This is a genomic window from Verrucomicrobiota bacterium, assembly GCA_016871535.1.
Classification (GTDB): Bacteria; Verrucomicrobiota; Verrucomicrobiia; order Limisphaerales; family SIBE01; genus VHCZ01.
Map to the genome: position 1 here is coordinate 1 of VHCZ01000006.1, position 19,559 is coordinate 19,559.

Genomic DNA, 19,559 nt, shown 5'->3' on the forward strand with positions numbered 1-19,559 from the left:
AATGCAACACGGGGGATTTTCAGAGCCGCTTCAATTCAGCTCGCGGCGGTCGCGAACGACTCCACGCGCTCATTCACGCCAAACACCCCAACGTGCTGGACTTATGAAACTGAAAAGACGCGTCCCGCGGCGCCCTGCCGATTGGAAATCGGCGATACCGCAGATTGAAAATCTGCGCTACGGTTCTCCGCTCGATCTGTCGCCAATCTCAGGGTTTGCACAATAACGTAGTTGAGGTGGGGCGAGGCTGCGAGCCAATGCCATCGAAGAAAAGCTCCGCAGGAGCGTCGCTCCACCGCCGTTACCGTCGTTAACTGAGGGGTTACGGAACACGTCGGGCTCGGCTCGCTGGGACAGCTCGCCCTACCTCTCTCCCCACTGGTTCCTCGCGAGGAGAGAGAGGAAAGAACCACGCGCGCGCAGCAGCGCCCCAAAACCGTCAGGCCAAATCATCGCGCGAAAGCCGGCCCCGCGCGGAAGTTGCCCACCGCCTCGCTGGTCCGCAGAGCGCGGTTGTAGATGCGCAGCGACCCAACCGCAGGGGCGATCTTCGCCGCGGCGGCGCCGGTTGGGGTGCGCAGGTTCGGACTAAACCTGCCCCAGCCAAACTGCCGCTCCTCGCCGCCATCACAGAGCACGCCGTTGACGACGAACGTAATGATCTTCGGTCCGCCGTCCACAGTGATGACCCCATGTTGCAGCTTGGCTGCCTCAAGCATGCCACGGTCACTTTCCCAACCACATTCCTGCCGGCCATCATTCAGGGTGATACGGATCGTGCCGGAAGCCGTGCTGGAGATGAGGAAGCCCTTGCCTGTCTCGTCACGACTGTCAAGCAACCGGGTCTCCGCCGCCACCGAATCGAGCCTGACCCACAGCTCAACGCTGAATCCCGCCCGCAAATCTTTGCCGCGTTGATCTTCAGATTTGGCATCGCGTTGATGGAAATCCGGGAGCCGCGGCATCGGCACCTGCGTCGGCATTGGCCCTTCCAGGTTCAGCAACAGTCCATTCGCGGCCACTCGCCGATTGTCCCACTGGTTGAACAGGCCTTCGATCAGCGCTTCCGAGATGACGTGGACTCGCCCGATCGTCTTCTGAGTTTCTGTGACGTAGAACTTGCCACCGTCCTCAACCAGGTCAGGGTAGCTCATCCGGATGAACGGGTCGTCGTCGTAAAGCAGGATTTCCGGCTGCGACCATTCCATTTTCAAGCCTTGAGCGGTTTGAACTTCGCGGCCCGCCATCAGCCAGGCGGGATTGCGATCGTCATAAGGACTGCGCCCGGCCTTGCCGGCTGCGCCCAGTTCGCCGATGAATCGGCCGCCGTGATTGTGGAACCAGTAGAGGAACTGCCCGTTCCCGCAGTTCCACACGAAGTTGGCGGCGCGCGGATGTTTCACGCGCCGCCCGCCTGGCGAGTGAGTCTTGTAAGCGGGCGTCGTCCACGTATGACCGCCATCTCGGCTGTAAGCGCTGGCTGGCCAGCCGTCAATCGTGCGATAGACACAGTAGAGCGACCCATCACTGAGCTTCACGATGCTTTGCTCCTCGGCGACGCGCCCGCCACCCGGCGGGGTGCGCAGGCCGATGTCTCCATCGGGCAACGTCTCGAACGTGATCTTGTTCGGGTCGCGTTCGGTGAGGAGGTTCCGGCTCTTGAGAAACGCGCCCTCCGACTGCGCGAAAAACCCGGCGCCCATGGCGCAAACCTTGTGGATCACCAGGATTGCGGCGTCGCCGAGCAGGAGCGGCCGGCCCACGTTCCAAAAGAAACGCAGCTTGCCGCCATAGACGTTGTGGCGGTCGCACTCGAATTCACGCACCGGCACCGCATAACGCTGCGCGGACCAGGTGCGTCCGTGGTCATCGCTGTATTTGAAGACATAGTGACCGAGCGAATCGACGCGTTTAAAGACGCCCTGGTCTTCGCGCTTCACCTCGCGCACACCGTCCGTGTTGTGATTATAGAAGGCGTAGATGCGGCCGAACGGAACCTTGAGCAGGACCGCGTAACTGGCCTCCGGACCGTTTGCCGGTTCGATCGGCACGATGCTCTCCCAGGTGCGGCCCCGGTCCGTGCTGCGCATCGAGACGACGTGCTGCCCGGCCGCGCCCTCCACGCCTTTGCCGGTGGTCATCACGCACAACCAGGCCCCGTCGTCGGTTTTCACGATGTAAGGTTGGTCCGCGTAACCTTCGCTGGGAATGACCCAGCCGTTGTGGATGTGTCGCGGGTCGGGAATAGTGGGTGCGGCGTGCGTTGCAGCCGAACGACAACAGGCGATCCCGATGAGCAGGAGAAACGTCAGGGACGCAGTCTTGACACTTGGCGCGGCGAAGCCGAAGGCGCCAGCCGGCCAGGGAACGGCAAGAATGGTCCGCGTTGGATTCATCAGAGGCGATGACCCTGACAAACTTTGAGCCACGGTTCAAGAAATCGAGTCACGGCGGCGGAAGCGGCGGAAGGTGGCGGAGGCAAATTCTGTTCGCACGGCAATACGCGAGTTGGTAGGCTTCCCACATGAGTTACCTGACGCTGGAAGTTCAGATTGACCACGGCAGAGTTTTGCCCAAGGAACCGGGGAAGCTTCCTGAAACTGGCAGTGGTTTATTGACAATCCTTGAGTCGGCTCCTACGGAAACGTCGTCGATGACGCCTTTGGAGGCGTTCAGAGAGCTTCAGCGCCAACTGCAACTCACGCCAGAAAAGGCACAAGTTTGGAAGGCGACCATTCGTGAAGCTCGCCGCTGAGACGCGGTTCATGGTCCATCTGGATTCGAATTATCTCGTGGATGCCCTGGTGCCCGGTTCGTCGGCGGAGGCCATGATCTTGAGCTGGCTTGCGGCAAGAGAAACTCTGGCAATGAGCGCCGTTGCTTGGGGAGAATTCCTTTTCGGGCCTCTCTCTTCATCCGCCGAGTCAGCCGCGCGACAGACCGTGACGACAATTGAATCCCTTCAGCAGGGAGATGGAGAACAGGCCGCAAAGCTATTCAACCAGACCGGACGTCGTTCCAGAATTTTTCAGGATTGTATGATCGCCGCCGCTGCAATTCGTTGCCGAGCGAGGCTGGCCACTTTGAATACGGCTGATTTTGTGCCCTTTGTCCCGTACGGCTTGACCATCGCCTGAGCGTCTTTCTGTGTCGTAAAGCCGAGCATCGAGGCTTTCAGCGCTACGGTGCCCAGGACTCCTTTACCCCACTACTCCAACACCCTGTACGGTTCCCACTCCTGCGAGCTTGTCATCTCGAACCGCTTTCCCGATTCTCCGCGCATGGACCTGGCCGCGAATCTGGAAATGGTGAACGCCCGCATCCGCGCAGCATGCAAACGGGCGCGGCGCGATCCGGCGTCGGTCACTTTACTGGCCGTGACGAAGGGCCAGCCGCCGGCTCGAGTCGAGGAAGCGGCCAACCTGGGCTTGGCGCTGTTTGGCGAGAATCGAGTCCAGGAGGCGAAGGCCAAGATTCCGCAGTGTTCGGGCCGGCTCCGCTGGCACATGATCGGCCATCTGCAATCGAATAAAAGCCGCGACGCCGTTCAACTCTTCGAGATGATCCACAGCGTCGATAGCGCCGGCCTCGCGCAGGAAATCGACAAATCGGGCGACAAGCTCGCAAAGACGATGCCCGTGTTGCTTGAAGTGAACGTGGCGGGCGAAGGCTCGAAATTTGGGTTCAAGCCGGATCAACTGCTCGCCGATCTCCCGGCCCTGAACAAGCTGCGCCGCGTGGAAATCCACGGTTTGATGACCATGGCGCCCTGGTCGCCCGAACCGGAAAAGGTCCGGCCCGTTTTCCGGCGCCTGCGAGAATTGAAGGAAGCTTGCGAAAAAGCTCTGGGCGCGCCGCTCGCTCATTTGAGCATGGGCATGAGCGGCGATTTCGAGGTGGCGATCGAAGAAGGCGCAACCCTCGTGCGGCTCGGCACGATCCTGTTCGGCCCGCGCAATTCGGCCAAGCCCGCTACAGGGTGACGGCCAATAGCCGATTCAAGTCCACGTGATGAGATGGCCATGGTCTGGTCAGATGCATTAACCTGGTAATTGGTGTGAACCGCGGATTTCGCGGATGCACGAATTCAACGACCTGGAGATTGTGAAGGAACCAGAATGAAGAAACTGTTGACTGCAACAGGCTGGCGGGCGGGGTTCATCTACGGGCTGCTCGCCGTCGTTCTCGTTTATGCCGACGTGCCTCTCGCCCTTCAGGCGTTCATTGTGATCGGAGTGACCGCCGTGGGAGCCGCCGCCGGTTATTTGATCGCGTTATTGGTTTGCTCCGGCGCGCCTGAAGAAGATCGTTGAATCCACCTGCCATGAACAAGAGAAACGTTACCTTGATCGCGATTCTGATTCTGCTGCTCGCGGCTGCGCTCGGCGTTTGGCTTCGTCGGCCAGTCCCGGCGATCATGCGCCTCAATCTGACCGGAACGCCCGGACTCAAGATTTCCGGCACCCTGGTCGCCGACGGGATTGCGCGAGAGTTCAGCGACGTGCTGCCCACGAATGTGACGGTCGAGGCTCGAATGTTTGAATAGACGTCATCGCGGTTGATGTGCAAGCGGCCATGCTGGCCAAGGTTCAAAAGCGCGTCGTGCGAGCCGGCGTGCAAGATCGCGTCGAACTGCATCAATGCGAACCCGATACCATCGCGCTGCCAACCCGCGTCGATTTCGTTCCGGCGTTCTGGATTCCATGAAGTTCCGGGTGTTGCGGCGCTCTTCGCAGAGATGCACGAAGCCCTGAATCCCAATGGCAAGCTCCTTTTGGTCGAACCCAAGCTCCACGTTCGCCCCAGATATTTCGAGCGCGAAGTGAACGCCGCGTTGCAGGCAAACTTCAAACTGATCGAACGCCCCTCCGTCCGTTTGAGTCACGCGGCGCTGTTTGTTTGTTCTACACCAGCTTCACCACCGGATGATCGCGAAAGGCCACTTGGCCGGTTTTCAAGTCCCGGGCCGTGATGAGCAGGCGTTTGTGGGCGTCGATTCCAAATTCCACCGCGAATCTGGGTTCGCCTTGCTGGGCGGGCGGCTTGGCGCGCAAGAACGTCGGTGATTGCTCGTTGATCCAGAAATAACTCCGGCGCTCTTCTTCGTCCGGCGTCACTTCCATCACGCGCGCCGCGCCGCCGGGATCGAAAACCAGTTCCACCACCGGTTCGCTGCCGCGCGCATGGCGTTCGCCGAGTTCGAAGATCGCGATGCCCAGCTCGGTTTGGCCGCTGTAGGACGCTTTAACGCTCAGGCGCGCAATCGCATCTCGGGTCGGGTAAGGCGTGCCGCGCTTGACGATGACGCGGTAATCGTAGTCGCCTTTTTGAGGGTTGGACCAACGAATCGCGTAATCGTGCTGAATGTGATCGTAAAAATCGACGCCAGCCACAAAGGCGGCCGCCCCGCGCGCCACAGCGTCGAGCGGACGCTCCAGCCGAACCAGTTCCTTCCCGAAAATCCGCTGCACAGTCTTTTGCACCGAGGGGATCAAACTGCTGCCGCCAACCATGAGCACCGATTTGACCTGGCCTTCGCCGTAGCCGCGATCGCGCGCCGCATTCAGGGCGCGTCGGATCGTCTGATCGATTTGACTGAAGACTTCATGCCGGTCCAGCAGCTCCTCGAACCGCTGCCGGCTCACTTCGGCGGAAATTTCTGCGCCGCCCGCCCGGTTTGCCGCCTTTACGACTGCCTGCTCGTGCGTCGAAAGTTTCTCTTTGGCAGCGCGGCAGGCGGCCAGCAACTCCGCGCTCGCACGCCGGACATCGTCATCGGAGTCGAGCCGATTGTTCTGCCGGAGCACTTCCTGAAAGAGCCACGTGTCGATGGTGCTGCCGCCGAGTTCCCGGCCCGCTTTGCCCAGAACCCGGCAGCGGCGGCCGGATTCGGACTTGTCCTCCTCCTCGACCAGCGCGACCGCCACGTCGAGCGTGCCGCCGCCAAAGTCGAAGATCAAATACAGGTGGCCCGGCTGAATGTGAGTTCCGTACCCCAGCGCAGCTGCGGAAGGCTCGTCAATCAGCCGAAAGCGGGGAAGTCCCGCCGATTCCACCGTGCGCGTTAGCCAATCCACGTAATGTTCGTAAGCTTCGACCGGAACGGTCAGCGCGACCTCTTCGTCGCGGACGTTCAATTCTTCGGCGGCGAACATGATGACCGCCGATAAAAAATCCTTTCCCGCGTCGAAGTGCGAAACCGGTTTCCCTCCGAGTCGCCGGGCCACGGGGCTGCGGTTGGCAATGTAACGTTTGATCAAACTGAACGTGCGCTCGGAAGCGGCGAGATTCTTCTGGCAGACCTGTTCGCCAATCCAGCGCCGGCCATCTTCCGCATAGTGAATTAGAGTCGGGATGATCGAAATGGATTCAGCGCCGGGACTCGTCGAGGAATTCTCGGCGGCGCCGATCACACAAACCCGGCCAAAGTCCGGCACGTGCACCGGGACGCCTTCGCGCCGCGCCTCGTCCCAGACGGCGACGACGGTATTGGACGTCCCGAAATCAATGCCCAAGCGGCCAGCCATGGTTGGCAAAATAATGCATATGAAATCCGACTCCGAATATCGAATTCCGAAACAAATTCCAATGACCAAAACCGGTGTGCGTCAGATACTTCCCCTGAACCCGGTAGGGCGAGCCTGTCCCCAGCGAGCCGAGTCGGACGTGTTCCACGCACGTCGAGCGGCTCGCCGGGACGGACTCGCCCTACCAGGTTCAGGGGCCGTATGCATGCATGCCAATTCTCCAGGCACCCTTTCGCCACGGCCACGCCATCGCCGAAGTTCACTTTCAGGATTCTGGGATTTCGGAGATTCAGCCGTTGGGGGCCGTCCGGTTCGTTGGGTTCGGCGTCGGTGACCAGACAAACCTGCTCGTCGTCGCGGTCGATGGTTTGCCGGAGCAATCGGGCGGCTGGGCCCATGCGTGGCGGACTCGACGAGGGCCATGGGGTCGCCTATGGAGCAAAGGCCTCGGAACGCGGCTGGGCATTCCACACCTTCAACTCTCCGCGCTTTGTTCTGTCATACTCGCCGCCAGCCGAGGCCAGCCGTTTTCCGTCTGGACTAAACGCGACGGCTTTGACTCCGCCGACGTGTCCTTTCAGCGTGAGCATTTCCTGACCGGTCATGGCGTCCCAAAGCTTCACCGTCCGATCATCGCTCGCCGACGCCAGTCGCTTCCCGTCCGGGCTAAACATCAATCCACGGACCTCGTAGGCGTGCCCTTCCAACGTCAGGATTTCCTCGCCTGTCATGGCATCCCAAATCTTCAGGGTCTTATCAAAAGAAGCCGAGGCCAGCCGTTTTCCATCCGGACTAAAGGCGACGCGATTGATCCCGTGAGTGTGCCCTTTCAGCGTGTCTGACGACGCCTCCCTGAATCGGGGTCACATCTCACAATTCAACAATTCAAGAACCTGTTTCATTCGGGCGTTCTCCGCGCAAGGGGCCTGTGGACCGTGGCAGGCCACCCTCATTTGGACACCATTTGGACCTTCCCAAAGGGAGGTTGAACAGTATCTTTGTTCATATGAACGAGCGGATTTCGATTCATCCGAAGATTTGCCACGGGCAAGCGTGCGTTGCCGGCACCCGCATCCCCGTGCACCAGATCGTTCGTATGTTTGCACACGGCGATACAATCGAAGGGCTTCTCCGAGCATATCCTTCTCTCACACGGGACGACGTTTTGGCTTGTTTGGATTATGCCGCCTCGCTTGCTGAGGAGCAGGTGACACCGCTGGATGACTTGGTGCTGACCAAGTGAAAATCTTCGTGGACGAGAACATCCCGGCCGTCACCGCCGATGCACTTCGCGCTGCGGGCCATGACGTATGAGACATTCGCGGCACTTCGCGACAGGGAATCTTCGATGACGAGCTTTGGTGGCTTGCTCAAGCCGAGGGACGCATGCTCATCACGACGGACAAGGGATTTGCAGAGCACCGCGATGAGCGGCATCACGCGATCTTGATAGCGCGATTGCGCCAACCAAACGAGGAGCGGATTCACGCCAGAGTCATGACAGCATTCCAGCAGTTTTCTGCTGAGGACTGGCCGAGATTCCTCGTCGTGATGCGCGATGTGGTGCAGAGCACCTACCGAGCACCGTGACGATGCCGCCGAACAGCCATATCTTTTACCGCAGCCATCTCCCGCGCCGTTTGCTCCCACGAGAGCTTCTTCCTTCTTCCGGCCAGCCTTGGGCTTGACCCGAGCCAACGCACCTCCTCTCCCAGCCCACTCCTCCCTTTGGGAAGAGAGGGAGAAGACTTCGTTGACCGACAGTTTTAATCACCCAGTTGCCTGGGCGGAAGGCAATCAATGCTTTGGTTGGGACGCGCGGAGGAGAGCTTCCGCCTGGCCCAGCGTGCGCCAGGCATAGGCGTAGCTGCGCTGGTCGAGATAGGTTTTGAGATCGGCGAATAGCGCGAACAGGCTGGAGATTTCCTGGGGCGTCAGTCGATTGGGCAGCGCCAGAAGTGATTCGAAAGCGCGATAGGCTTTTGCCGCGCGCGGCCTCAGGCCGGCGTCACGGACCCCTTCGCGGTCGAGCCATTGCACGACTCGGCCGATCCAGAAACCCGCCAGCACGACGCCGATTGCGCTCAACATGCCGGTCAGGATGGCTCCCATTTTCACCGAGATTCGATACTCGGCTGCGGTGAAGACAAAGAGCCCCGGCACGGGCACAATGAAAAACCAGACCAAAACCAGCAGCGCGAGCACGAAGGCGCGCTTGAACTCCGAGATCGCGCGGCTCTGGAATGAAAAATCCTGTGGCAGATCCTGAACCGGTTCGCGCAAGGCGGCGCCGAGCTTCTCCTGAGCCCAATGCAAGAGAGCGGAGCGCTTTTCGAGCGGAACGTTCGCGCGTTCCAGGCTCGCGGCAATTTGCGCCGGATTGTTCCCGGCAATTTGGAGGATCTCCCTGGCGAGCTTTTGGGCCGCCTTGCCTTCTATCCCGGAAGCGACCAGGAGACGCTCGGCTTCCTGAGCCAGCTTGCCGAGCTCCCTTCGGAATCGAAGATATTTCGCGCCCTGGACGAGCACCGCAGCCAACAGCGTGAGACCGAGTGTCGAACCGAGCCAGGCCAGCGCGCCGCCGTTCCCGATCAGAATGGAAATGATCGTGTAAAACAGGAAGGCTGCCAGCCAGGCCAGTGTTTTGGGAATGACAATCCAATTTCCCATCGGTTTCCCGAGGGCCGGCCTCAGAATGAACGGCCCGGCCACCAAACTCACGCTGAAGAGCAGCGAAGGCAGGAGCAACAGGACGTTGAGCATGTCCAGATTCGAGAGCGCGAAGAGATTCAGCACCACCGAGGGCAAGCCGACGAACCAGACGACCGTTTTCAGATTGATGAAGTGCGGGTAAGTGTCGAGCGGGCGGTCTTCGCGGGGCCCGACCCACGCGCGGAACGCCATGTTCACGCTTTTGGCATCGGCGGGCGCCGCGCCGGAAAGCACAAACTCCAGCGATTGGCGCACGCACTGGCCGAGCGCGTGCAGCACCAACTGCGGCCCGAACAGCACGATGTCGCGCACGCGCGAGTAGAGCCAGCGGTTGAGGCCGACGATGAATCCGCCGCACAGAAACCCCAGCGCGATGAATCCCGGGGCGAAGGCCTGAAGCCCCGGCGCGAAATAGGCCGCAAGCCCGGCCGCTCCTGCGACGAGCAACGCGGGGACGCGATAGAATACGCCGCTCTCCAGATACGTGTTCAGCCCGTGCAACGTCAGGACCTGATTCATCAGAAATCCAAAATTCCAGAGGACGACCAGGATTTGCACGAACGGCGCGAGGTCGAGCAGGATCGCCAGCGGCATGAGGAGAATGTTCAACAACGCAAACGGCGCCGTCAGAAAATTGCGCCCGCTGTTGGCGCGGATTTCTTTCGCGAACACGGAGGAAGAACCGAAATCGTTGATCCGTTGCATGATCGGGTCGTGCATCATTTGCAGGTAACCGCCCGACCACCGCGGGAAAGAAGCCAGCCATTCCGCGTGGCTCCAGGTCTCGCGAATCTTGTGCCAGAACGCGCGGGACAACAAAAACTTCACGCGCGCGCCAAAGGCCATCGCGTTGTGCGCCGTCTGCGACACCGCCCATGTGTCCTCGGAAATCCCGACCGCGTGCGGAGCGAATCCGATCAGGCCTTCGGCGCGCGCGGCGAAGGAGCACCCGCGTTGGATCCGCGACGTGATCGGCATTTTGGGCGTTTGCCAATCCACCATGGCCCGCTGTACGCGCCCATAAAAAACGGCCAGCAATTTCCCCAACCCGTGCCGACCGATTCGCTGGCCGTGCCGCCGAGCATCGACATGAGTCCCTTGAGGAACGACCGGTGGCCTTCCTCGACCAGTTGCGAACCCTGGCCGACGGGCGTGAGCGTGTTGGTGGTGCCCCGGCCCGGAATGACGATGATGACGTCCGGATCGGCCAGTGCGCGCGCGAGATCTTCCATCAGCGCGTCCAGGTCGTGAACGGTGGCGTTGCGATCGAGCAAGAGCATGGTCGTCAGTTTCAGCGACTCCTCGTAAATCAGATCCATGCCCGTGAGGCCGCCCGCCTTGAATCCGAAGGGCGTCCAGTTTTGGATGCTGTAGGCGCGGGCGCCCGGCGCCGCTTCGCTCAGCAAGCGCGCCAGTTTGTTGCGCTGGCCCAATTCGCCTTTGTCGTACGCCGTCTGGACCGGGCGATTGCTGTCATTGTTATCGTATTTGTTTTGGATCAGGTAAAAGACGGTGTTGGGCGCGAGACCTTCGCGGGCGAGCCGCAGGGCGATATCGACGAGATTCACGGCGGTGTCCTGCGCGTGGCCCGCCGAGGACATCATGGTCACGAGCCAGCGCCGGATATGCCAGGCGTGAAGGATTTGCTGGCGCTGTTCCTGGTTTTGCACCACGAGATGAAGTCCCAGTTCGGGGCGGAAGCGCGGCGCTTCCTCCGCCAGGCAAACCTGGGAGGGATGCCAGAGAGTGACGTCGAATTTCTTTTCCAGTTCGTACAAGGCGCTAAACCAGCCCTCGAGCACGGCTGGATTCGGGCGTTGCGCCATGTCGTGGAGCAAACCGATGGCGTCGGACGCCAGTCGATCGCGCAACAGATTCCAGCGGTCCATGAGCAAGGCCGGCGTCAGTTTCTGGTAAGACAGATCGTCGCCGCCCATATAGACAACGCCCAGCGCCTGAACCGATGTCTTGACCGCGGATTTCGCGGATTTCGCGGATGCAGAAGTGGTCCTATCCGTGTGATCCGTGTCATCGGTGGTTGAATCAGGTTCGTGGGGAGGGAATGCTGGGGCTCGCGCATCGATCAATCGGGCACGGCGGAGCGCGGCGAGAATTGAGCTTTCAAACCCGGCCAGGAGAATGCCTCCGCAGAGGATCGGATAACTCCAATACGAATAGGCATTCGCGTCCACGTTCAGCACCGGCGAAAACAACGCGAAAACGGCGTAACCCAGCGCGAGCAAACCCAGGCTGGCCTTGATCGGAAACGCCGCCAACGCGGAAGCGATCCCGGTGAACAACACAAACAGCCCGTAACGCAGAAGATACATGGTGTTCCAGAACAGCAGGCTCCCCAGAAAAAGTTTCCAGTTGGACGCCAGGAGATACGTGTCGGTGAACCACAACGAGAGAATCTCCTGGCACAGATAGCCGCCGACGAAAAAGAAGACCGCCGCGAGAACGAAGTAGAACACCACCGCCTGTATCATGCCCCAGAAACCGCCCGACGGCACGGACGGCTGCGTGTGATATTTGATCGAGAGCCAAAGCGGCGACGCGGGCGTGGTCGCCGTCAGATTCAGCCGGTTGAGAAACTGGGTGAAGGGGGACGCTGCAGGAGGCCTTGTGACGCGGTCTTGCAGGTATTTGCTGAGCAGCGTTGCGGCCAGAGGCAGGATGATCGCGAGCACTTCCGCGAAGGCGAGCATCGCGAGCAGTCCTTTGACCACGAGAAACGTGGCGAAACTCGGCGTCGGCTCGCGCAGCAGTTGCAGACCGAGAAAAGTGAACGCCACCGCGCGCAGTCCCCAGCTTGCCCATTGGTAAGGCTTCGGGTTCCACGCGCGGCCCGTTTTGATGCCCGGCATTGCGGAGTCGCGTTTGATGAAAAAGCTGGTGAGCGTGGCATCGAGCACGAACCGGGATTGCTCGCGCGAGAGGAGGCTGCCTTCAAATCGATAAACGCGGACGCCGTGGGCGGCGACCGCCGCCGCCAGGCTTCCCAACAACGGCAAGGCCCAGACCAGGGAAACCGGGTTGAGCGCGAAACCGCTGATCACCGACCAGAGATAAGGCACGATCGCGCTGTCGCCGATGCGTTGATTGTACCAGACCAGCGCGCCCAGGCCCATCAAGAGGAAATGGGGCAGCATCTTCGCAAACTCGATCAGGTACGGATGGACCGGGTGCGGTTCCTCGCGGCGTTTGAACTCCTTGTATTTCTCCACGAATCCCACGAGGTGGGTAAAAGGAATTTTCAGCTTCAACGAAGCTTCGAGCATGACCTTGCTGAGCGTCATCCCGGGTTTCTGAATAATGAGCAGGTCCATCGCCGAAGGATTCGCGGGAAAGTTGAAGAGCTTCCGCGCGTCGAAGCCCTGGCTGCGCTGCCGGATGCCCAGCGCCTGGAGCAATTGGGAAATCTGGCCGTAGCAATTGGCCTTGTCCTGATGCGTGACCAGATTGCTGTAAGTCTTCATCAGGGTGAGGAATCCCCAATAATGTTCGGACAAATACATCACCAGGCGCGACCAGATGTGGTTGCTGTCTTCGTTCTCTTCGAGGACTTCCTTCTTCGAGAACCCGTCCTTGGCGCCGGCTTTGATCACCCAGCGCATGTAAAGGCCCACCACGCTGGCGAACTCGTCCAGGCCATTGAGCCATTCGTCCGTGTCGTCTTCCGCCAGGCGCGCATCGTCCTCGTCCCAGCCGTTTTCCTGGCGGCGCCATTCGAGGACCAGCTTGTAGATGGCGCGCAGTCGCATGAGGAAGTTCTGCTCGACCGTGGCGTTGGAGAAGCGCGTTCTCTCGGCGTTCCCCGGGCTTTGCGCGCCCAGGACGCGTTTCGCCCAGCGTTCTTCGGCCCGTTGCATGACCGAATCCGGCACCAGTTGGCTGACCAGAAATTGATCGGCGGCGGCCGCTCCGGATTTCTTCTGTCCGCGGAGGCTGCGGAACAGCCACCAAAAAAATGCGGTTGATAAAATGAACCCGTAAAACGCGGCCGCGATGAGAACGAAGACGGTCAAATCATCGAGCGCCAGCCCGCCGTTTTGCGGTTCGCCGTGTTGGCCGAGCCCAATTCGGTTCCCGCCGCGGCGCGCCGCCTCATTGGGGGAGGGAAGCGCGGCTGCGGCGAGATTCTGTCCGGCGCCCAGAATCTCGCTTTCGACACTGTAGGCCGGCGGCCAGGACTGGAGATTGGTCCGGGGATAGAGGAAGAATCCTTGCCCGGACGGCAAGGGCAAAGTCGAAGGCGCGTCTGTTCTGAAGCTGGGGAAACGTTCGGCCGTTCGGAGCGCGCTGAGTTGGCCGCTGGCAAAAGCGGCGGCCTGTTCGTGCCCGATCAGCCCGGCCACGCGCGAAAACTTGGCTGTCAATGCAGAGGAAATGACCGGCGGCCGCAGCGCCGGCAGGCTGAAATCGATTCCCCAGTTCCGGCCCACCTGGACGCCATGAACGCGCGCCAGATTCTCCAGCCAACGCTGCGTTTTCTCCGGAGGAACGCCCATCCGATGGGCCGCCTCCAGAAACGCGAGCCAATCCTCCGCCGCGCTCGCACGCTCGACTCCGAAATCCGTCGTTCCTTCGTTGATGTCCTGAATCTCGAACACGTCCTGAGGCACGACGCCGCTTCGTTCGACCTGCGCCAGGATATGTTTTCTGAGCCAGGCTTCCTGCTCAGCGAGCGCGGCGGTGATCTTCGATTGCCAGATGAGTGAGGTGGGAATCAGATAAGGCCAGAGCGCGGCGGGAATCGGACCTGATTTCGGTGGCGGATATTTCGTCACTTGCAACTTCAACAATTCCAATCCGAGCTTGCGCCGGTCCACTTCGATTGCCGGCGCCTGCGCCGAGGCATTGGTGTTCCAGGGAAGGGGGCGCGCCGGGAGAATGGCTTCCGCCAGGAAAGGCAGCTTGTCGATGTCGCGCGCCTGGATGTGGGCGTGATGGAAATGAGAATAATGGTAACGGCTGGAAGGCTCGCTCGTTGGCCGTGGCGCCGAAAGCCATTGCGCCGCCTGTTCGCCTCCCTGTTTGAACAGGTTCGCCCCGATCCGATTGTTCAAGGTCGCAAGCGTCTGCGCCAGAAGGCCGCTCCCCTTCGCGTAGCGGACGGTGACGCGGTAATCGTATCCGTAATGAACGCGACTCGCCGCGATTTCGTCATCGAGGATTTTGGCGTCGAACACTTCGAGCTTCGGCAGCGCGAAGCCCTGTGCCACGGTGAAGACGTAGGAGGCGCCTCCATCTTTGAGCAGTTTGTAGTGCTCAACGAATCGGCCGGTGTCGGGCGACACCGCATAGAGCGGACGGGGAGCGTCTGCGTTGGCGTAGTCCACCACGATCAGATTCCGATATTCCGAGCCGCGCACCGGCTCGCGCGTCACAGCCACTGGCGAACCACCGGACTCGACGACCGCATTCAGGCCGTAACCGGCGTATGGCTTCCCCGGCTTCGGCAGCGTGTCACTCCAGGCGAATTGCGTGAATCCTCCGGTAATGGCCTCTTCCCGATGCGTGGCGGGAAGATAGTCGTGATCCGGAACGAATTCGCCATCGTGCGCCAGGCGATAAACAGGCGAGAAGCTGACGGACGTCTCCCGGTCCGTCGTGATCTGGAGCGCGATCGAGTTGAGCCGCCGAACGTTCAATCCCTTCGCCGCCAGTTCGGGGACGCAGACGGCCAGAATCCGGTTGGACGGGCGCAAGGAATCCGGAGCATCCGCAACCACGGCGCGTTTGGGGAACACTTTGTTCGGCAGCCATTTCACGTGCGAGGGATGAAGCGACCAGAAGGGCAGTTCACCCGCGGCATTTTCCGATCCAACCGTCACGGTGCGACCTCGATCATCCGTGATGAGGAGTCCCAGACGGGCATTCGGACCTCTTCCGCGATCCCCTTCAGCAGTCCTGCGGAGACCCTCTCTCCCACGAACGGACCCCCTCACCCCGTCCCTCCTCCGAGGGGGAGAGGGTGTCCGTAGGACGGGTGAGGGGGCCGTTCGTGGTGAGCGGGATCGCTTCATCGACCGCGCGCCCTTCTCCGTGGAACGGGCGGCTCTCCACGAAAACATACAGAAAGTCCGCTCCCGAAAAATCGGTCGCGCCCCCCGTCCCAAGCGGAAGGACGCTACTCCCCTGGGCGACCGTGTTGGATCTCAAAACCTCGTGGAGCGGAGGTACAATGGAATAGGCGAATTTCGCGGCGAGCTCTCCAGTGCTCGTCCCTTTCGTCGTTTTTGTCACCGCGGCGCGGCCCTGGGCATCATAAACGGTCCTCGAATCGAAAAGGCGGCGGCCTTCCGAATCGAGTTCGGTAAGAGTCCATTCGGCCCAGGCATCGGCGCGATCCGGCAAAAACGGATTCCGCTCCAGCTCGCGCGGGGCTTGCGCCTGCCGGAACACGTGCCACCCCGCTCCCGACGGGACAAGGCCGGTGGCCGCGTCTTGCTGCCCTTCGATTCTCGTGACCACTTGCCTCCACGCGCCTCGATTGACGGGCCAGTTCCTGATTGTCGCGGCGGGCGCTTGATTGGTGAACGCAACACTCCGTCCTTCGGCGGGCCGGGTTGTTTGTTCGACGAGCCAACCGGAGTCGTAATGGCAAGTGAATCTCTGAAAGGGGACCGCGTTGGCGCCGGCACGCCAGAGCGCCGTGGCGGTGTAGTTCGTTTGGCCAAGGCTTGGAATCAAAGTCGCCTCTTCCTCCAGCAGGTTTCCAGCCCGGTCAAATTTCTGCCGCGCGACTTTGTGCTGGAAGAGACCCCGCAGATCGACGGCCTGAATTCGGAGTGCGATCTCTGCGCCCGGATTGGCGCCTGTCGGGTTCTCCAGTCCGTCCGCCTGAGTTGAGAATACTTTGATCACGGAAGACCGAGCCGCGCCGTTGATCGTGACCGGAATCCCGCTTCCACTTCGCGCATCCACGGCGTAAAGGGGCGCTTTGTAAAGCCGGGTTCGGTCGTAGTAGGTCCTGGCTTCCGCTCCGTCGCTGAACAACGGCAAATCCGGGCATCGCGTTGGCCATGGTCCCAGCGGTAGTCCTCTTCGACGTGAGCAAGCAGATCGAATTGGCCCGAGGCCGGGTTCCGGCGAAACGTGCGCCGCGACTCCTCGATCCCGTCGCGATTGTAGATTGGCCGCGCCTCAAAGAGGCCACTCGACCGCGTGGCAATGAGTCGTCCAAATCCGCTGTAGAATTCCGATTCGGTGCGATTGGTGATTCCGGGACGAAACCACAGGGTCCGATCCATGCGCCAGCTCGCCGCCGCCGGATCGAATTGGCCGGCAAACCGGCTCAGCTCTTCGCCGGACGCCCGGCTGACGGTGGCGCCGGTGGCCGCGGTTTCATCACGATTGAAAACCGTCACCGTCCGGCGCGCAGCCGTTTCCACATGGACTGGACTTTCCCAACGGGAATCCCAAACGTTCGTGGAGAGTTTGCCCGTGTAATCTTCAACAGTTCCGGTCAGCCGCCGTGAGCGGGGATCGTAGCTTTGCGTCCGCGTCTCGGCCAACCGGACATCGTTGGCCGCGCTTTGGGTCACTGCCCGCCGCGGGATCAGTCCATAAAAAAAATCATCCGCGTATTCATAGATCGTGCTGACTTCGACCGAATTCGTGCGGTCGTATCGGTCGGCGTAACTCTCGCGGGTCTTCCTGCCAAAGCAGGCGTTGTCGAACGCAACGACATTTGTGCGTTGCCGGGTCAGGTCCACTCGCTCGATCGTGGTCCGAAAATTCTCGGTCGCAAGGAAGGAGCTATCGGCGAGTTCGCCCGCCGTTCCATTGAGGCGAAACCTCTCCCGGCCCGCGACCGGGTTGAGCAGCTTTTCAGAAAGCGCGCGTGCAAAATCCGGCTCGGCCGCGCCGTTTTCCACGACCGAGCCTGACTGAAAGATTCCGTAGCTGTTAAACCGGTTGCGCATGATGAATTGGTCGTCCGCAACCGCGACCGGCAGAGCAAACAGCCCGTAAGTTTCGCGGCTCGCCAGGCCGGTGACATGATCGAATTTCAGTTTTGAGATGGCAGGCTGGTGCGGATCGGCGTTCGCTTTGCCTGGATCGGGATGCCAGATTTCCAGCGTGCGCGTCTCGGACAGCAGCGGGCCGGGAATCGGTCGTTCGCGGCTGCCCAGGTTGAAGTGCGTGCGGCTTCGAGTTTCCTCGGCGCGCTCGCTGTAATCGATCTCGACGATCCGCTTCTCCGTCACGACGCGCTTCAGGAGACCGTGCTCGTAGTGCTGGGTCTCGGTTTCGCCCGTCAGCGGGTTCCTGGACTGCTGCCGGACTGCGCCGCCGGGAAATTCCATCGTCAAAAAAAACTTGCGCCGCTCGCCTCCGCCGGGCGGCAGTAACTCCACCAGCGTGGCGGAGAAATTGTTCAACTTGATCCGGGCCTGCTCCTTCACCGGGAGTCGATGGATTCGATCGATCATAGCCTGCAAGTTCGCTCCGTTGGTGATCACGCCGGCGCCGAAGACTTCATTCTGCGCCGCGGCCAGCAGAGGTCCGGCTTCATACCGGCCGTTCACGAGTTTGGCTTCGTTGAGAAAGATCACCGCGGAACTCCGGTTCAACGCCACGTCCCGCCGCGCCTGCTCGACGCGCCAGCCTTCCTCCGCCTTTTGCAGTTCGCGTTCGATGTCTTTCAAACTCGGAATGACCGTCAGCTTCATCAGCCGCGACTTTCCGTTCACGACTTTGCGATAAAGGAACGTGCTGTGGGAGCGGTCCACGCCGACGAGCGCGTCGTCCTGGTTCACGCCGAAGTTCCCGCGCGCAAGTTCCTGGCGGATCGCTTCGGCGCGCGCGAGATCGTTGGTGGTGGCCGGCAAATGCCAGGCGCGGCGTTGGGAATGGCGTTTGATCTCGATCAGGCCGCCAAGCAAGGGCGCGTAAACACGCTCCACCGCCTCCGGGCCGGCGGTGATCTTGGGTTCGAATGCTTCCGGCGGAATCTCGGCCCGGTCCTCGGCGTCCTCCAGTTTTTCGATGACGGCGCCGTTCTGCAGGGCTTTCTCAAATTCCTTGAAACGGAGCAACTCGCGCTCGACGTATCGGGAGTGATCCTCGTAAGCCCTCAGTCCGTAAATGATCAGCACCATCCGGCCTTTGTATTTGCCCCCTGGAATCTCGTGCGCGAAAACCGCCAGATTGGTTTCGCGCCACCCGCCTTTTCCGTCCGGGACTTTGACGTAGCCAATCGGCGCCATCCGGCCCGCGCGAATTTCCCGGTCCATTTCCTCCTTGGTCCTGAAGTGCTCCAGGATTCGGGCGCCGTCGATTCCGTAAGCGTAATCCTCCTCGAACCGCTTTCGCGAAATGGTTGGAATCATCGACTTCGTACTCGACGGCCACGAACAAGTCCTGCGGGCGCGCTGGTCTTGCGGGCGGTTCGGCGAGGAGAATCGACCCGTCCTCGACGGCCTGTTGCAGCGCGTTCCACTGGGCGACGGCGCTGAGTTTGCCGCCGGCGTCGCGCGCGCTCAGGACGTTCTGCATCGTGATCTGGAACTGACGATGCCGCTGATAAGCTTGCTGTGCGGCCAGCGCCTTCTCCGCCGCGGTGAAACTGAATTCGACCTGTGCGGTCCGAACCTCGTCCGTCGAAGCGCCGCGCCAGGTGACGGTGATAAAAGTCGGCTGTTCGCGGGGTTCGTTCTTCAGCTTCCAGAGTTCCGTGGCTGGAATGCGCCGGGCTGGAACGGTTCCGCCTTCGCCATAGCTCCAGACGTCCACGAGCGCGTTGTGTTCCCGCAAGAAATCGACAAACCCATTCCAGGTGGCGAACCGTCCCAGGATGGCGAAGGAATCGTCCACCAGCGCCGCGAACCATTTGTCCTCGGCTTTCTCCGCGAGAAATTTCTGGTAATTCTGCTGCCGTTGCCAGCGTTGCTCCACCTCGCGTTCAGACAGATCGTCGAAATGTCTGATCAGTGCGGGGGCTTTCTCGAAGAGCGCGGAGGCTTGAGCGGCCAGCTCATGTGCGACGGCCTGGGCGGCAACCGTTCCGTCCGTCCGGGAGGTCTGAGCCGGGGAACTCAGTTCAAATTGGAGCGCCCAAAGGACGCAAAAGGCAGCCGAGGGTACGGAGCGGGAGACTCTCTGTCCCAACATATGTTCTTGGGTCGCGTCAGGACTAGCATTTCAAGGAGGGCAGAGCAAGACCCGAAGCAAGATTCCGAGATTCCCTAACACAGAGATTGGTAAGGACGCGTTCCACCGCGTCCCTGAAATTGTCTTTCCGATTGCAGAGTAAAGTCAGGGACGGAGTGAAATCCGTCCCAACCGGTTCATGGGAAGCTGCCTTGGTTT

Annotated in this window: 14 protein-coding genes; 8 read left to right on the forward strand and 6 right to left on the reverse strand. The window is 60.8% G+C overall.

What is annotated here, in order from left to right:
* Positions 1-449 precede the first annotated feature (449 nt).
* Positions 450-2,396 carry a hypothetical protein gene (locus FJ398_01670; protein MBM3836664.1) on the reverse strand — a complete coding sequence of 649 codons (1,947 nt, stop codon included), beginning with the start codon at positions 2,394-2,396 and terminating at the stop codon, positions 450-452.
* 128 nt (positions 2,397-2,524) lie between these two features.
* On the opposite strand from FJ398_01670, the gene FJ398_01675 reads away from it, so the two are divergent.
* From FJ398_01675 to FJ398_01695, 5 genes are all read left to right on the forward strand, one after another.
* Entirely contained in the window at positions 2,525-2,755 is a 231-nt protein-coding gene (locus FJ398_01675) for a hypothetical protein (protein ID MBM3836665.1), read from the forward strand.
* Positions 2,739-3,137, forward strand: a complete 399-nt coding sequence (locus tag FJ398_01680; protein ID MBM3836666.1) for a PIN domain-containing protein — start codon at positions 2,739-2,741, stop codon at positions 3,135-3,137. The genes FJ398_01675 and FJ398_01680 overlap by 17 nt, the downstream gene beginning before the upstream one ends.
* A 144-nt stretch (positions 3,138-3,281) precedes the next feature.
* Positions 3,282-3,983, forward strand: a complete 702-nt coding sequence (locus FJ398_01685) for a YggS family pyridoxal phosphate-dependent enzyme (protein MBM3836667.1) — start codon at positions 3,282-3,284, stop codon at positions 3,981-3,983.
* Between the two features lie 135 nt (positions 3,984-4,118).
* Positions 4,119-4,313, forward strand: a complete 195-nt coding sequence (locus tag FJ398_01690; protein MBM3836668.1) for a hypothetical protein — start codon at positions 4,119-4,121, stop codon at positions 4,311-4,313.
* Between the two features lie 11 nt (positions 4,314-4,324).
* On the forward strand, positions 4,325-4,546 hold the full coding sequence (locus FJ398_01695; GenBank protein ID MBM3836669.1) for a hypothetical protein: 222 nt from the start codon (positions 4,325-4,327) through the stop codon (positions 4,544-4,546).
* A gap of 358 nt (positions 4,547-4,904) precedes the next feature.
* On the opposite strand, the gene FJ398_01700 is transcribed toward FJ398_01695, so the two are convergent.
* Both FJ398_01700 and FJ398_01705 read right to left on the reverse strand, forming a co-directional pair.
* A complete protein-coding gene (locus FJ398_01700; protein ID MBM3836670.1) occupies positions 4,905-6,527 on the reverse strand; it encodes an Hsp70 family protein in 1,623 nt (540 codons plus the stop codon).
* 431 nt (positions 6,528-6,958) lie between these two features.
* Positions 6,959-7,360: a WD40 repeat domain-containing protein gene (locus FJ398_01705; protein MBM3836671.1), complete on the reverse strand. Its 402-nt coding sequence runs from the start codon at positions 7,358-7,360 to the stop codon at positions 6,959-6,961.
* Positions 7,361-7,533: 173 nt separating this feature from the next.
* On the opposite strand from FJ398_01705, the gene FJ398_01710 reads away from it, so the two are divergent.
* The gene (locus FJ398_01710) at positions 7,534-7,770 is read left to right on the forward strand and encodes a DUF433 domain-containing protein (GenBank protein MBM3836672.1); all 237 of its coding nucleotides are present in this window, start codon (positions 7,534-7,536) and stop codon (positions 7,768-7,770) included.
* Positions 7,771-7,913: 143 nt separating this feature from the next.
* Positions 7,914-8,117: a hypothetical protein gene (locus tag FJ398_01715; GenBank protein MBM3836673.1), complete on the forward strand. Its 204-nt coding sequence runs from the start codon at positions 7,914-7,916 to the stop codon at positions 8,115-8,117.
* Between the two features lie 207 nt (positions 8,118-8,324).
* Here the strand turns inward: FJ398_01715 and FJ398_01720 are convergent, their stop codons facing one another.
* From FJ398_01720 to FJ398_01730, 3 genes are all read right to left on the reverse strand, one after another.
* Positions 8,325-10,241 carry a hypothetical protein gene (locus FJ398_01720; protein MBM3836674.1) on the reverse strand — a complete coding sequence of 639 codons (1,917 nt, stop codon included), beginning with the start codon at positions 10,239-10,241 and terminating at the stop codon, positions 8,325-8,327.
* Positions 10,157-15,076: an acyltransferase gene (locus FJ398_01725; protein ID MBM3836675.1), complete on the reverse strand. Its 4,920-nt coding sequence runs from the start codon at positions 15,074-15,076 to the stop codon at positions 10,157-10,159. The genes FJ398_01720 and FJ398_01725 overlap by 85 nt, the downstream gene beginning before the upstream one ends.
* A gap of 1,029 nt (positions 15,077-16,105) precedes the next feature.
* A complete protein-coding gene (locus tag FJ398_01730) occupies positions 16,106-18,580 on the reverse strand; it encodes a hypothetical protein (GenBank protein ID MBM3836676.1) in 2,475 nt (824 codons plus the stop codon).
* Between FJ398_01730 and FJ398_01735 the strand changes: the two genes are divergently transcribed.
* Positions 18,567-19,439, forward strand: coding sequence for a hypothetical protein (locus tag FJ398_01735; GenBank protein MBM3836677.1), 873 nt, complete (start codon positions 18,567-18,569; stop codon positions 19,437-19,439). The two genes, FJ398_01730 and FJ398_01735, sit on opposite strands and share 14 nt — an antisense overlap.
* The last annotated feature ends 120 nt before the right edge of the window (positions 19,440-19,559 follow it).

What these genes read in the sequence shown, in the direction of transcription:
- FJ398_01670 (MBM3836664.1), bottom strand. Translation starts at nt 2,396, where the DNA reads ATGAATCCAACGCGGACCATTCTTGCCGTTCCCTGGCCGGCTGGCGCC.
- FJ398_01675 (MBM3836665.1), top strand. Translation starts at nt 2,525, where the DNA reads ATGAGTTACCTGACGCTGGAAGTTCAGATTGACCACGGCAGAGTTTTG.
- FJ398_01685 (MBM3836667.1), top strand. Translation starts at nt 3,282, where the DNA reads ATGGACCTGGCCGCGAATCTGGAAATGGTGAACGCCCGCATCCGCGCA.
- FJ398_01690 (MBM3836668.1), top strand. Translation starts at nt 4,119, where the DNA reads ATGAAGAAACTGTTGACTGCAACAGGCTGGCGGGCGGGGTTCATCTAC.
- FJ398_01695 (MBM3836669.1), top strand. Translation starts at nt 4,325, where the DNA reads ATGAACAAGAGAAACGTTACCTTGATCGCGATTCTGATTCTGCTGCTC.
- FJ398_01700 (MBM3836670.1), bottom strand. Translation starts at nt 6,527, where the DNA reads ATGGCTGGCCGCTTGGGCATTGATTTCGGGACGTCCAATACCGTCGTC.
- FJ398_01710 (MBM3836672.1), top strand. Translation starts at nt 7,534, where the DNA reads ATGAACGAGCGGATTTCGATTCATCCGAAGATTTGCCACGGGCAAGCG.
- FJ398_01715 (MBM3836673.1), top strand. Translation starts at nt 7,914, where the DNA reads ATGCTCATCACGACGGACAAGGGATTTGCAGAGCACCGCGATGAGCGG.
- FJ398_01720 (MBM3836674.1), bottom strand. Translation starts at nt 10,241, where the DNA reads ATGGTGGATTGGCAAACGCCCAAAATGCCGATCACGTCGCGGATCCAA.
- FJ398_01735 (MBM3836677.1), top strand. Translation starts at nt 18,567, where the DNA reads ATGGTTGGAATCATCGACTTCGTACTCGACGGCCACGAACAAGTCCTG.
- FJ398_01730 (MBM3836676.1), bottom strand. Translation starts at nt 18,580, where the DNA reads ATGATTCCAACCATTTCGCGAAAGCGGTTCGAGGAGGATTACGCTTAC.